General features: G+C 47.4%; 12 protein-coding genes. 4 read left to right on the top strand and 8 right to left on the bottom strand.

Going from position 1 to position 14757, the window contains the following annotated elements; translation table 11 throughout:
- A complete protein-coding gene (locus EWA64_RS02970; RefSeq protein ID WP_061895595.1) occupies positions 1-2283 on the top strand; it encodes an acyl-CoA dehydrogenase in 2283 nt (760 codons plus the stop codon).
- 175 nt (positions 2284-2458) lie between these two features.
- Positions 2459-3661, top strand: a complete 1203-nt coding sequence (gene fabV / locus EWA64_RS02965; RefSeq protein WP_061895596.1) for an enoyl-ACP reductase FabV — start codon at positions 2459-2461, stop codon at positions 3659-3661.
- A 69-nt stretch (positions 3662-3730) separates the two neighbouring features.
- On the opposite strand, the gene EWA64_RS02960 is transcribed toward fabV, so the two are convergent.
- Positions 3731-5410, bottom strand: a complete 1680-nt coding sequence (locus EWA64_RS02960; RefSeq protein ID WP_061895597.1) for an aspartate:alanine antiporter — start codon at positions 5408-5410, stop codon at positions 3731-3733.
- A gap of 181 nt (positions 5411-5591) precedes the next feature.
- On the bottom strand, positions 5592-5855 hold the full coding sequence (locus tag EWA64_RS02955) for a GrxA family glutaredoxin (protein WP_011080656.1): 264 nt from the start codon (positions 5853-5855) through the stop codon (positions 5592-5594).
- Between the two features lie 274 nt (positions 5856-6129).
- On the opposite strand from EWA64_RS02955, the gene EWA64_RS02950 reads away from it, so the two are divergent.
- Complete coding sequence (locus tag EWA64_RS02950) at positions 6130-7383, top strand: iron-containing alcohol dehydrogenase (RefSeq protein WP_061895598.1); 1254 nt, start codon at positions 6130-6132, stop codon at positions 7381-7383.
- Positions 7384-7421: 38 nt separating this feature from the next.
- Here the strand turns inward: EWA64_RS02950 and EWA64_RS02945 are convergent, their stop codons facing one another.
- The 5 genes from EWA64_RS02945 to EWA64_RS02925 form a co-directional block, all read right to left on the bottom strand.
- Positions 7422-8276, bottom strand: coding sequence for a MurR/RpiR family transcriptional regulator (locus EWA64_RS02945; RefSeq protein WP_061895599.1), 855 nt, complete (start codon positions 8274-8276; stop codon positions 7422-7424).
- Between the two features lie 317 nt (positions 8277-8593).
- Positions 8594-10249 (bottom strand): pyridoxal-dependent aspartate 1-decarboxylase PanP, encoded by a 1656-nt coding sequence (gene panP, locus EWA64_RS02940; protein WP_061895600.1) that lies wholly within the window; start codon positions 10247-10249, stop codon positions 8594-8596.
- 170 nt (positions 10250-10419) lie between these two features.
- Positions 10420-10932: a hypothetical protein gene (locus EWA64_RS02935; protein WP_061895601.1), complete on the bottom strand. Its 513-nt coding sequence runs from the start codon at positions 10930-10932 to the stop codon at positions 10420-10422.
- Positions 10933-11004: 72 nt separating this feature from the next.
- Positions 11005-11910, bottom strand: a complete 906-nt coding sequence (locus EWA64_RS02930) for a LysO family transporter (protein WP_061895602.1) — start codon at positions 11908-11910, stop codon at positions 11005-11007.
- A gap of 334 nt (positions 11911-12244) precedes the next feature.
- Positions 12245-13165 carry an HDOD domain-containing protein gene (locus tag EWA64_RS02925; protein WP_061895669.1) on the bottom strand — a complete coding sequence of 307 codons (921 nt, stop codon included), beginning with the start codon at positions 13163-13165 and terminating at the stop codon, positions 12245-12247.
- Between the two features lie 356 nt (positions 13166-13521).
- On the opposite strand from EWA64_RS02925, the gene EWA64_RS02920 reads away from it, so the two are divergent.
- Entirely contained in the window at positions 13522-14109 is a 588-nt protein-coding gene (locus EWA64_RS02920; protein WP_061895603.1) for a TfoX/Sxy family DNA transformation protein, read from the top strand.
- A 60-nt stretch (positions 14110-14169) separates the two neighbouring features.
- Here EWA64_RS02920 and EWA64_RS02915 read toward each other — a convergent pair whose 3' ends face one another.
- The gene (locus EWA64_RS02915) at positions 14170-14718 is read right to left on the bottom strand and encodes a hypothetical protein (protein ID WP_061895604.1); all 549 of its coding nucleotides are present in this window, start codon (positions 14716-14718) and stop codon (positions 14170-14172) included.
- Positions 14719-14757 lie beyond the last annotated feature (39 nt).

Below are 14757 nucleotides of genomic sequence, written 5' to 3'. Positions count from 1 at the left end.
ATGAGCTCTCTAAGAAGGAAGTGGGTTAGCGACCCGGCGTTTAAAGTATTCAAAAAGGTGTTGCCTCCTCTGTCTATTACAGAGAAGGAAGCAATGGAAGCCGGCAGCGTCTGGTGGGATGCAGAACTGTTTTCAGGTAAGCCTGATTTTCAAAAACTGCATCACTATCCAAAACCTGTTCTTACCGCAGAAGAACAATCTTTCATGGACAACGAGCTGGAAACGCTGCTTGAAATGCTTGATGACCATAAAATGGTTAAGGAAGATCGCGATCTGCCTGCGAAAGTTTGGGAGTATCTGCGTAAAGAGCGTTTCTTTTCGTTGATCATTTCTAAAGAGTACGGCGGTCGCCAGTTCTCGGCGCTAGCGAATTCAACCATCGTTTCGAAAATTGCCACACGCAGCATCAGTACTGCTGTGACTGTCATGGTGCCAAACTCACTCGGCCCGGGTGAACTTTTATCGCACTATGGTACTCAAGCGCAAAAAGACTACTGGCTACCTCGTTTAGCGGATGGTACCGACATCCCTTGTTTTGCCTTGACTGGCCCTGAAGCTGGCTCGGATGCTGGTGGCATTCCAGACCAAGGTGTGGTTTGCTACGGTATGCACGAAGGCAAAGAAGTCCTCGGCATCCGTGTGAGCTGGAATAAACGCTATATCACCCTAGCACCGGTCGCAACCGTACTAGGACTGGCGTTCAAACTGAGCGATCCTGATCACCTGCTTGGCGATAAAACAGACATCGGTATTACCTGCGCTCTGATCCCAGCCGATCACGAAGGGGTAGAGATTGGTGAACGCCACGACCCGCTGGGTTTGGCTTTTATGAACGGGCCAACTCGTGGACAGAATGTTTTCATTCCGATGGACTGGCTGATTGGTGGCGCGGATTATGCGGGCAAAGGCTGGCGCATGCTGGTTGAGTGCCTCTCTGCCGGACGCGGTATTTCGCTGCCTGCACTGGGCACCGCGATTGGTCACCTGACGACACGTACAACCGGCGCTTATGCCTACGTGCGTAAACAGTTTGGTATGTCGATTGGTAAATTTGAAGGTGTTGCGGAGGCGATGGGTCGCATTGGCGGTTTAACTTATCTGCTCGAAGCGACACGGACGTTGACCACTACATCGTTGGATCTGAAAGAAAAACCAGGGATTGTGACGGCGATTGCCAAGTACCATATGACCGAAATGGCGCGCACCATTCTTAATGATTCCATGGACATCCATTCAGGCCGTGCGATTCAAGATGGGCCAATGAACTATCTGGCGACGCATTACCTCGGCATTCCGGTGGCGATTACGGTGGAAGGTGCGAATATCCTGACACGTAACTTGATGATCTTTGGTCAAGGTGCAACACGTTGTCACCCTTACGTGCTTAGAGAGATGGAAGCGGCGGCAAACCCGGATGAGAAAGAGGGAGCCAAGCAATTTGATGACCTGTTGTTTAAACACATCAAACATGCCACTGGTAATACCTTCGGCGCATTAGCGGCGGCACTGACAGGTTCACGCTTTGTCAAAGCACACATGAGCGGTCCGACTCAGCGCTACTACAAAGATATGACACGTTTGAGCCGAGCGCTCGCCGTGAGTGCCGATTTTGCGATGTTAACGCTCGGTGGTGAGCTTAAGCGCAAAGAGATGATCTCGGCGCGTCTTGGCGACGGACTTAGCTATCTGTACATGGCCTCAGCAGCGTTGAAGAAGTACGAAGATGAAGGACGCCAGCAGGGCGATCTCAACTTTGTCCACTATGCGGTTCAGCACTGTTTGCACCATGCGGCCAAATCACTCAACGAAGCTTACGCCAATTTCCCAGTGAAATACGTAGGCGGTGTACTGAAAGCATTGCTTTTCCCACTGGGCAATCATTTCAAAAAACCGAGTGATGATCTTTGCATTAGCCTTGCTGAAGCGATGATGACTCCGGGCGTACAGCGCGATCGCATGACGAGCCTCTGCTACATCGGCAAATCAGCGGATGATAGTGTTGGTTTGATGGAGCAGGCATTCTTAGCCATGTATGACATCAAACCCCTAGAGCGCAAGCTGATGAAAGCGGTCAAAGAGGGCAAAGTGGCACGTAAAGGCCTATTGCACGACCGCTTACAGCAAGCGTTTGAGGCCGATGTTTTAAGCGAGCAAGAGATCGATAAGATCCTCGCGGCGGACAAACTGCGCTATAAAGCGATTCAGGTTGACCATTTCAGCTTCGATTTTTCCGAAACTTTGACGGATGCTCCCATTAAAGCAAAGCTGACTAGCGCTGCTTAGTTCGCAGCGCATTAGCGAAAAAGCACCTAATTTAAGGTGCTTTTTCTATTTTTGACGGAGAAAAATCTATCAGAGTGCTCCAACCACTTGCATTTTCGCCGCATTTTTACAGAAATTAGATGCGAACTGTGGTCGAAACTTTTATCCTAGCAGCGTTTTTTAAAGGAAGTTGAATATGATCATCAAACCTAAAATTCGTGGTTTTATCTGTACCACAACGCATCCAGTGGGTTGTGAAGCGAACGTAAAAGAACAAATTGCTTACACTAAGGCGCAAGGCCCGATCAAAAACGCACCAAAACGCGTTCTTGTTGTTGGTTCGTCAAGTGGCTACGGGTTATCTTCTCGTATTGCAGCGGCATTCGGTGGCGGCGCAGCAACCATTGGTGTTTTCTTCGAAAAAGAAGGCACAGAGAAGAAACCAGGCACAGCAGGTTTTTACAATGCGGCCGCATTTGAGAAGCTAGCGCGTGAAGAAGGTTTGTACGCGAAAAGTCTCAACGGCGACGCTTTCTCCAATGAAGCGAAAGAGAAAGCCATCGAACTCATCAAAGCCGATCTGGGCCAGGTGGATATGGTGGTTTACTCTTTGGCATCGCCAGTCCGTAAGCTTCCAAGTACGGGCGAACTGATCCGTTCTGCGCTCAAGCCAATCGGTCAAACTTACACGTCTACGGCGGTTGATACCAACAAAGATGTGATCATCGAAGCAAGCGTAGAGCCTGCAACTGAGCAAGAAATCCAAGATACTATTACGGTTATGGGTGGCGAAGATTGGGAGCTGTGGATCAATGCGTTGGCCGAAGCGGGCGTATTGGCTGACGGTTGTAAAACGGTCGCTTATAGCTACATCGGTACTGAACTGACGTGGCCAATCTACTGGGATGGTGCACTAGGCAAAGCGAAGATGGATCTAGATCGCGCTGCCGCGGCGCTGAACGACAAGCTAGCCACAACTGGTGGTAGCGCGAACGTCGCAGTGTTGAAGTCAGTGGTCACTCAGGCGAGCTCTGCGATTCCAGTAATGCCGTTGTACATTGCGATGGTGTTTAAGAAAATGCGCCAAGAAGGTGTACACGAAGGGTGTATGGAGCAGATCTATCGCATGTTTAGCCAACGTCTTTATAAAGAAGATGGCAGCGCGGCAGAAGTGGACGATAAGAATCGTCTGCGTCTGGATGATTGGGAACTGCGTGACGACATTCAGCAATACTGCCGTGATCTATGGCCTCAAATTACCACTGAGAACCTGAAAGAATTGACAGACTATGTGCAGTACAAAGAAGAGTTCTTGAAGCTGTTTGGCTTTGGTATTGATGGTGTCGATTACGATGCAGAAGTGAATCCACAAGTCGCGACGGATTTTATCACTATCTAATCTGCTACTAGACAACACATAGACAAGGCGCTCAATTGAGCGCCTTTTGTTTACTTGTGGTAGCTGGTGCTAGCTAAGAATAATCAATATCGTTCCCGCCAACGTCATCAAAATATTGGCGATAGCGTATGTGCCAGCATAACCAAGGGCAGGAATGGTTGACTTGGCATAGTCATTCACTATGTCCATCGCGGGCGCACAGGTACGAGCACCAATGATGGCACCAAATAGTAAAGCGCGGTTCATCTTAAGGATGTAAGCACCAACAAGGTAGGCAAAAACGACGGGCACGACACTCACCAAGAAGGCGATGCCGATAATTTTCGGTCCGACTAGGGTCAAATGGTCGAACATTTTGCCACCTGCACTAAGGCCGATCCCTACCATAAAAATCATCAGCCCTAAGTCTTTGACCATGTTCAGCGCCCCCTGTGGTACGTAGCCAAAAGTAGGGTGGTTTGCTCGTAAAAAGCCCAGCGTGATCCCAGAGAGTAATAAGCCTACTGCGTTGCCCAAACTGAAAGAGACTTGGCCGAACGTCATGGTGACTAAGCCGAACATAATGCCGAGAATGAAGAAACTGCAGAAAGCGAGCAGGTCAGCCATTTGACTGTGGATCGAGATGAAACCGATGCGCTCAGCTAGGCCATGAACACGGCTCTTTTCACCACTGACTTGTAATACGTCGCCTTTGGCTAGCACGATATCGAGATCCATGGGCATTTCGATCTGTGCGCGGACTACGCGGTTCAGGAAACAACCATATTCCGAAAGATTAAGATCGGAAAGACGTTTGCCGGCAATCGCATCGCTTTTTACCACGATCTCTTCTTCTACAATACGCAAATCGAGCAGGTTTCGGTCGAAAACCTCTTTGCCGTTGCGAAAGCTCGGGTCAAGGCGCGCGTGGCTGTCGGGGAAACCGACCAAGGCAATCTCATCACCCTCTTGCAAAATCGCATCACCATCGGGATGGGCGAGGATACCGTTGCGGCGAATACGTTCGATGTAGCAGCCCGTCTGGCGGTAGATACCCAGTTCACGCAGGTTTTTACCGTCCGTCCAGTCAATAAGTTCCGCGCCGACTCGATAGGCGCGAATGATCGGCAAATAGACTTTACGCCCTGAACCGCCCAAACCGCGCTCTTGCGCAATTTGCTGCGCTGAGTCAGACAGATTTTGCTTTTGCAACTTAGGCAGCAACTTGGCAAACATGATCATGCTAACCAAACCGACGAGATAGGCCATGGCGTAACCGACTGAAAGGTTTTCCAGCACCAATGAAAAGTCCATGTTTCTTGGAATGGACGCTAGTCCCGAATTGAGTGCGTCCTGTGCCCCTACCAATACTGGCGTCGCAGTGAGTGCCCCCGCCATCATGCCAGCGGCCAAACCAAAATCCAGTCCCATGTAATGGCTGGCAAAGTAGGCAATAGCTAACGCCGTGACTAACACCACTAGGCTCAGTGTCAAATAGTGTTTGCCATCTCGAAAGAAAATACCGAAAAAGTTGGGTCCGGCTTCGATACCAACGCAATAAATAAACAGCATAAACCCAATGGTGAGTGCCTCAGCGTTAAACGAGAAACCGAGGTGGCCCATAATCAAGGAAGTGATCAGAACACCAATTGAGTTGCCAAGCTGCATATTGCCGAAGCGGATTTTGCCAAAAGAGAGGCCGATGGCCAACACCACGAAGATGAGCAGAACTGGATTTTGCTCAAGAAGAAGTACGACGTCTATATTCACGTTGTCGCTCTAAAAAGTTAGGTCAGGGAACAGGGTTAGAATGGGAATTGTAACCAAATATAGCTAAAAGATAAGAGAAATTTTTCAGTTTTGCCAAGAGTTGACTTGTATTGGCTGTTTCAACAAAAACCGTTATAAAAAAACCCGCTGTATAGCGGGTTTAAAGAAAAAGGAGCGGAAATTAGTCAAATAGACCTAGGTGCTCTTTTGCATAAGCTTCGAAGTCATCACAACCGCCGATATGTTGCTGGTCGATGAAAATTTGTGGCACGGTTTCAACCGGCTTACCAACAGTTTTCTCTAGGTCTGCCTTTGAAATACCTTCTGCTTGAATATCTACATAACGATAGTTGAAATCGTCACGTTTGGCTTTCAGGGTTTCCGCGTGCTCTTTTGCACGCACACAGTAAGGACAAGCCGGACGACCAAAGATAACTACGAACATATACTCTCTCCTTTATTTTGGTAGCTGCAACTATGCCCGATCCGATAGCGGAAATAAAGTGGCAAATGCCTCTTGCTCTGATAGACGAAACACATTGAACACTTGCTGGACAGTTTACGTATCAGGCGATGTGAGGTACCGCAAAAAGTCTTACAAAATACAAGGTTAATTGGCGTGAGTTGCACTTGATCAAACATTGTGGTGAAAAACCAAGGCACAGTGAGCAACATTAACTTGCGCTGTAAACAGTGATAACCGGAAGAGGATGTACGCTATGTTTCAGTTTATGACGGCCACAAGGATCATCTTTGGCGAGGGAGCCCTGCAAGCCTCATTGTCTGTGCTTAATCAGTTTGGTTACAGCGTGCTGTTAGTGACAGGGCAGGATCTCTCTCGCGCTCAGCCGGTTATTGGTTACCTGAAGTCACAAAATATGCGCTACCAACATGTTGCTATCTCTGGTGAACCTTACATCGCGATGGTGGAAGAGACGGCCATTCTTGGGCGAAAATTCAAACCCGATATGGTAGTTGCTGTTGGTGGCGGTAGTGTGATTGATATGGGTAAAGCGCTTGCGGCCATCATTCCCAATCAAGGCAATGTCTATGACTACGTTGAAGTGGTAGGGCGAAACGTCCCTCTCAAGACGCATCCATTGCACTTTATCGCGATACCGACAACAGCAAGTACAGGCTCTGAAGTGACCCGCAACGCGGTATTAAAATCAGGCCAAGATAGGGTCAAGGTGAGCTTGCGCAGCCCAGACATGTTGGCGGACGTCGCGATTATTGATCCAACACTGACTTACGGAACCGATCCTTATACTTCGGGGCGTGGAGCCATGGATGCTTTTACTCACTTAATGGAAGCATATGTTTGTGGAGAACCGAACCCCCTAACGGACATGATATGTGAAGAAGGGTTGCGGCGATTGACGAATTCCATTTTACCCGCTTGTTTACAAGATGATCACAAAGCGCGCTCTGACATTGCCTTTGCCGCTTTACTCGGTGGTATGGCGATCACCAATGCTAAGTTGGGCGCTGCGCATGGATTAGCTTCGGCATTAGGTGGTAAGCTGGATGCGCCACACAGTGTAATTACAGGACGCTTAGCTCCTCATGTGATGCGGGAAAATATTATGGCCGCACGTACCGCGGGTCGCAGTGACTTGCTGTATCGCTACCGTTCTATCGCACGTATCGTAACGGGAAGATCAGAGGCGATTGAAGAAGAGGGTATTGAGTGGGTGACGGAACTTTTAGATAAGCTGTCGTTGCCACAGCTCAGCCAGTTTGGCGTCTGTGCCACTTCTTTTACTCAGGTCGCGGAAGATGCCTTGAAGTCCGTTGCGATAAAGGGAAACCCGTTACCGTTAACCAAAGATCGTCTCATCTACATTCTTAATCAGGTGTGCAGTTGCCGCTTGGGTGAAGAACAAGATGCGCAGCCAATCAGTGCTGCCGCGATAGAGGTGCTGGGAGGAAACCAGCGAAGCTTACCAAGTCGTGATAATGTAGAAAACTAATCAAAACGGAGCCAGAAGGCTCCGTTGAAAAAGAATGTTTAGAAGTGAGACAGCTTGTCGTATCGGCTGTCTTTAAGCGCTTCTTTTACGCGCTTGAGGTTTTCACGAAAGCCCGAGCCGCGACGGAGTGTGAAACCAGTGGCTAAAACATCGATCACGGTCATCTGCACCACACGGCTCGCCATCGGCATGTAAACGTCAGTATCTTCTGGAACGTCCAAAGAAATTGCCAGCGAGGCCGCTTTTTCCAACGGCGAGTCTTTTGCCGTGATAGCGATGACGGTTGCGCCATTTTCACGTGCAAGGTTGGCAATCTCTACCAAACTCTTAGTGCGCCCTGTGTGGGAGATCAGCACAAACACATCGTTATCGCTGCAATTGATGCAGCTCATGCGTTGCATCACCACATCTTCAAAACAAGTAATGGGGATATTGAAACGAATGAACTTGTTTTGCGCGTCTTTTGCTACCGCAGATGATGCGCCTAAGCCAAAGAAGGAGATACGCTTGGCTTGAGTGAGCAGGTCCACTGCGCGGTTGACTTGCATCGCATCCAAACTGTTTTTGGCCACATCAAGACACGCCATGGTGGATTCGAAAATCTTGTGCGTGTAGGCATCTGGGCCGTCATCTTCCTCGACATTACGGTTAACATAAGGCGTTCCGTTCGCCAAACTTTGCGCTAAATGGAGTTTGAAGTCGGGGAAGCCTTTCGTATCCAATCTGCGACAGAAGCGGTTGACCGTTGGCTCACTGACGTCTGCCATTTTTGCCAGTGTTGCGATACTTGAGTGGATAGCCGTTTGCGGTGACGCCATAATCACTTCAGCGACTTTGCGTTCCGATTTGCTAAAGTTCTCAAGGTTTTTTTGAATTTTTTCTAATGTATTCATAGTGTTCACGAGGGTATAGAGAACAACTCGCCGACAATGCCAGTCCAAATGATACTATTCTTGGGAAAAACGTATATTTAGGACGGCAACCTGCAATCAGCGCCATAGCGAGAGTATAAACCTAATACGCGATACGACTAAAACAAATAGCCGTACTATTTAGTGAGAATTTGACAGGCCTCAAACAAAAGTTTGTTAAAACTACAAAACTGAATGTTGTCGCACGCCATTTCGGCAATTTCTACGGAATATTGACTTTGGAGTTACAGCAAAAGAGAAAGAAAATTTCATTTTGCTGTAACTCGCTAGGAGAAGTGTCAGTGAGACTTGCTCAGTATCTGTTCGCTTAACCGTCCAATTTCTGCCATCAAATTGGGGGCTTGTTGCTGAACAATTTGCCGCTGTTGTTGCAAAACACAAGCGAGGATATCGTTGCTAGTTAGTGGGTTTGCAAGTACCACTCGAAAGACGATCGTGTCCATTCGTGACCACTGAGCCGGGTTTAATCGGGTTCTCGACACGAAGGACTTACCCGTTTCGCGCTGGCGCTTTTGTACAAATTTGGTGAGTTCGTTGAGTAACTCGTTAAGCTCAACACGTTCTTTATCATTGGCCAGCGCCAAAGCCTGTTTCACTTTAGCAGGAATGTAGCGGTAGGTAAGCAGGCAAAGTTCTGGCTCTGAGATCAACTCAAAGTCTTCTTGCTGTTTAATCAACGTAGCAAAATATTTTGCTTTTTCAATACTTTGATTGATCAGCAGTTCATAGCCTGGACGGCTAATAATGTGCATGCTGGCGTAAACTAACATCGCCATACCAGAGCGTGACCCTTCGAGCGTATGACTACCAAGATCCTTCGAGCCCTTACGCAGGATGTACTGTGCATGGTGTTCAATCGAACTCATCGCATTGGGATCTTTAAAGAGAACCATGCCCGCGCCCATGGGCACATAAAGCTGCTTGTGGGCATCAATGGTGACCGAATCGGCAAGCTCTACGCCATCAAGCAGATGACGATATTTGTTGGACATCAAAGTGGCACCGCCCCAGGCGGCATCAACATGAAAATGGCAAGCATGTCGTTGACACACTTCAGCGATTGCGCGCAGTGGATCGACGCTGCCCGTTTCTGTGGTGCCCGCGACGCCGATGACCGCGAACGGTTTAATACGCTGCGATTTGAGCTCTTGAATTTTCGCTTCTAGCGCCTGTGGGCAGATGCGGTTGTTTTCATCGGTCTTGATAGCGACAAGGCCAGCTTGGCCGATACCAAGTACATCGGCAGCTTTTTTCAGCGAATAGTGTCCTCGCTCTGAAACAAGTACGGCAAGACCTTCATATCCGTAGTGTTTCATCGCTTTGAATAAGCCTTCTTTTTCAACGCCTTGAAAAGCTCCTTCGGCTCGTAGAGCATTATTTCTTGCTACCCACAAGGCGGTGATGTTGGCGATGGTGCCGCCGGAGCAGAAAGCCCCCAGTGAGTGCTCAGCGCTATGCATCCACTGCGAATAGAAAGCGTCGTCTTGTCCGTAGATCAAACGATGCAGCATACCGAGTACTTGACGTTCTAAAGGCGTAAAGGCTTTTGATGTCTCTATCTTCACTAAGTTTTGATTCAGAGCGATCATGATCTTCGACAATGGCATCAGAAAATAGGGCAATGCCGAAGTCATGTGACCGATAAAACTGGGTGACGAAGTATGCACCGAATGAGAAACCAGAGTGTCCAACAAATGTTCTGTATGGTCAGAGACAAATTCGGGTTGCTCCGGAATCCTAGCAGAAGAAAAGTCTTTCTCGATTTCACGTAAAGGCTTTTCTTCTGCCACGATGTGTTCACCGAGGAATTTATTGAGGTTTTGTGAGAGCTTTGCTTCGATTTGCGTCAAAGTGGAATCTGGACCTTCCGGGATGGTAAAGATTTTTAATAGACTTTCGAAGCTGACGTCAGCGATTTTTTGTTCCATTGCCATATAAACAAATCGACTTAATTATACTAGTAGTTCGAGCGGGACAATCTAAACCAAAATGGCGGCAAAGTCCCGTTTTTATTCAACGATCACTGAGGCGTGTTTCTCTTTTGCCACTGATTGAATGGCAGAAAAGAAACACGCCCTAGGAATAAAATGGTTCGGTTTGCGAATTAGTTACACTTAACCTGGCTGACACCAGCGATGGCATCGTTGTAACGATTCAGCGCAGCGTCGATCTTTTTCGGATGGCTGAGGAGATCGGCAAACGCGGAGCGTAGCTCGTAATTTTTCTCATGGTTTGCCGCTTGGCGATCTTCAAAGGTTCGTTTAGCGATTTCACCCAATTCATCACTGCGACTCGCGAGCTGTTTAATGTCGCTTTGCTCCAGTTGCAACCAATTTTCAATCGATTTGTCGGTAGCGACTCGGCTCGCATCATGTTTGAGGTAGTAATGCACGGCAGCCCGATTGAGCTCGAAATGGTGCTGACGGCCTTCAAGAAACCAGCCACTCACATCTTGCAAATCTGGGTATTGTTGCGTGGTCAGTTGAGCAAGATCTGAGTACCAATTTAGAGAAGCATCGATGTAAGCGTCGTATTTTTGGGCTAAACATTGGCTGTCGGCAGCCAGTGCAACAGATGAAGTTGAAGCTAGCATAAGAGCGACAACGAAACGTTTCATAGTTCTTCCTTTTGATACATGTTTTAATTTTTAGCGCGTATTGTAACGAATGTGGGCGTATCATCCTGCGATCTAGCTAGCAAGTGACACAAAGAATAACATTAATACAGGAACAAGTAGGCTGAGTATAAAGCCGCTGACAATCGCTATGGGTACGCAGCGCACTCCGCCGGTTGTCTGAATCACAGGAAGGGTGAAATCCATGGCCGTCGCGCCGGCATAACCGATTGAGGTACAAGGGTAGCTCCTAATTAATAGCGGGATAACCACTAGTGCCACTAATTCTCGCAGCAACTCGATCATAAATGACGTTCCGCCAAAGACGGGACCAAAAGCGTCCCCCATGAGTATGCCTGCTAGCGAGTACCAACCAAATCCAGAAGCCATCGCTAAGGCTTGATAGATGGGCAAGCCTAAAAGGTGTCCGGCGAGTAGACCGCCAAGCATTGATGTGACGATAATGACCAATGCTATCAACATGCCATGTTTATTGAGTAGTATTTGTTTGAGCGTCAGGCCACTGTTACGTAGTTGAATACCAATAAAAAACAGCAAGATAAACAATATCCACTCGCTAGCGGTATCTACCCAATGCAACTCAAAGGGCAGCAACAAACCAACAAGAAGTCCTCCACCGACCACTAGGATCAGTTTGGCCGATTCCAACGCCATGGCGGAAAGTGGCAGCTTTTTTTGTGTCTTGTCTGTAACAACGGGCAGGAGTCGGTCTATCAAGGGTAAGCCCGCCAAATTGCAGATGCCCAAGCAAAAGAAAAATGTGGCGGTATAGAGGAGAATCGTTTGTAAGTTACTGCTTAGGTTATCCAAAGCGGCTAGGCTAAGTCCCATGAGAGAAAGGATCACGTAAATAAGCTGAGAAGTGACCTTGTTAATTGTCACTAAGGTTGCTTCACGCGAAATGGAAATGAAATAGCCGAAAACAAGCGGAGCAAAAATAAATAGCATCCCTGACAACATGAAAACTCCTGATTCCTTCGATAGCTTTTCGATGTAGAGCGTTGGTCTAAATTAGCTTTTTCACGCAACGTAATTAGTCTGACAAACAGTGTCTGTGTTCGAAACCATTGGAACAATGGCGATTAACAAAGCGTGTGCAGTATACGATTTGTCTGAGGACGCACGTTAATGAGTAGAGCATGTGTTTGCAAACGCTCAACCTACATCGCTAGGTGAACGTTTGCATAGAATACAGAACAAACCCGTGATAAACCACCAGAAACTGGTGGTTTATCACAGTCAGTTACTCATTTGTGGCTCGGAATTTATGGGCTTGAGCGAAGGGGCGATAATTTTATAAACCACTAGCGTTTAGCACGTCGTTAATCTTCGATTGGAACTCATTGTCGTTGAGGTTGCTTAGCTCAAACAGCACTTCAGCACCTGTTAAGTTGAACTCCACTTCATGATCTTCAATGCGCTCATCTTGGCTACGGAACATGAGCAAGTGATTCGCGATTCTGGCGATATCTAGGTAGCTGACCTCAGGGCGAGTTTGAGAAAAAGAGTGGTTGGATGCCACTTCAATAAAATCGCGGTCAAATCCCCAGTTTTCTAATACCAGTTTACTGGTCGCGGAGCATCGTGTCTGGAAGATTTGTAGTGCGATCTGGTGATCAAGATAGTTACCTTTATCAAGATACAGGTGGTACTCATTGACTAGGCAAAAGAGACCAATATCCGCCAGTAAACCCACCAAAAGCGCTTTTTCCGCCTCGAGGTGAGCATATTTATCTGCCCCAAGCTTTCTAAAAGCATTCACCACCAGAACCATGGTCGCGCCCAACTCGCGTGAAACCGCAGCGCTGTTGATTAACACCGCATTACACTCTTTGTTGAGGTTGACCGAATGTTTAAGCTGTTCGATGGCTTGAGCGGTAACTATGTCTCTGACACGCAGTATCCCTAGACGTGAAACCGCTGTGGTCAAATCAGTACAGGTGATGTTACGTCGATTGAAAATGACCGAGTTTGCTACGCGTATGACAATAGCCGCTAAGCCAGGGTCTTCGAGCAAGCAATCCGCAACGTCGACAATACCTGTCGATTCTTGTGTACACAGTTGTTGAATTTTAAGGACAACATCAGGGATAGGCGGCAGGGCAATTTTGCCCGTGGAGAGTGATTGCTCTACAAGTTGAGCAAACTCTGACTCCAGTGCCTGCACCAGCATATCCTTATTGTTGGGCAGCCAAAAAAATGATAGATGTTCCATAGGTAATCTGAACACGTGAGCTTTCATACAGTGTACTCCTACCAGTGCAGAAAGCGCAATCAAATGCACCTAACGCTGCAGTTTGTTTGATGTTTTTTCGACCTTACAAAAACTTGACGTCAAAAAAACAGCACGAAACATTTCTAAGATGTGAATTTAGTCACGCAGTTGTGAGACGTGAAACTTTATTTGTGACACGAATCCCGACTTATTTTTTATCGTTAAGTATGATTTAGGGCATTGGCGCTTCGTTACTACAATCTAATTAAGCCAATTTATAAATTTTATTCGCTAAAAATACAATGCTGCTATCTGGTGACATAACTAATCGGGGTTAATCTTTGAATTAGGAGTCAATGGATATGACAGAGCAAACTTTTTTTAACTATGTTAGTCAGTTTGGTGATTTCCAAAAACGTTCCATGTTTGGTGGTATCGGTTTATTTGCTGATGATGCGATGTTCGCTTTGATCAGCAGCGATTGCTGCTACCTTCGTGGGAGTAACGGCTTGGATGAACAACTGACAGAACTAGGGTGCGAAAAGTATCGTCATATAAAAAAGCAGACGACTGCAACGGTGAACTATTACGACATTAGTGCGTTGTTAGAAACACAGCATGCAGATCTGGATAGTCTGGTCAGAAAGTCAATTGAGTGTTCCGTTCATCATCGTAGTTTCCAAAAATCATCCGCCAGCCGCCGGCTCAGAGATTTGCCGAATATGCAGTTAACATTGGAGCGGATGGTGAAGAAAGCGGGTATAGACGATGTCGAGACGTTTATCGAACTTGGTGCCGTGGAAGTATTTAATCGAGTACGGCAAGCGTACGGCAATGATGTTGATGTCAAACTGCTGTGGAAATTTGCCGGTGCGGTAGAGGGCATCCATTGGAAACTGCTGCAAGAGCCTCGTCGCCGCCAACTGCTCTCTGCTTGTCAGTAATTCATCTAGCTTGAAATAAAAAACCGAGACAACAATGTCTCGGTTTTTTTTATCTTCGGCTTAGAACTTAAAGCGAGCCGAGAACATCAACTGATCATCGTAGAAATCGTTGATGCGTGCTTCAAGACCAAGAGAGAAAAGCTCAGTGGAGTGGAAGCGTGCGTAAGCTGAACCAATCCAGTCATCGTTATCATCAATCGACACATAACCCACTTTACCGCCAACTTCCAGTTGTGGGCCAAGCCATTGGCGAATACCAAGGTTTAGCTCCATACCCATGTCGGCACTGCTGGCATCTTCTGGTTCAACCACACGTAGCAGCATAGCGCCCGTCATGTCTGCCCAGTTATTGATTGGAGCATGGAAGCCAAAGCCAGCGGCGGCATCGAAATCCCCTTCAAATTCCGAATCAACGCGAGCGAGTAAATGAGCGTTTGGATGAACAGATTTGCTGAAACCAGCACCGAAGGTCATTGGGCTAGCGCCAATACGAGCTTCGAAATAGTCGTAGCTAAAATTGCTCATGGTTTCTGGACGATTAGAATCTTCCTTTGCCAAAACCTGACCAGATGCAATCAGCAGAGCTGCGGCTAGAATTGTTTTACGCATATTTCGGTAAACCTTTTTAAATGAATTGTTTCCTGATGG

Origin of the sequence: Vibrio cidicii, assembly GCF_009665415.1 — a bacterium.
Classification (GTDB): domain Bacteria; phylum Pseudomonadota; class Gammaproteobacteria; order Enterobacterales; family Vibrionaceae; genus Vibrio; species Vibrio cidicii.
This window is presented reverse-complemented; position numbering and strand designations above follow the sequence as displayed.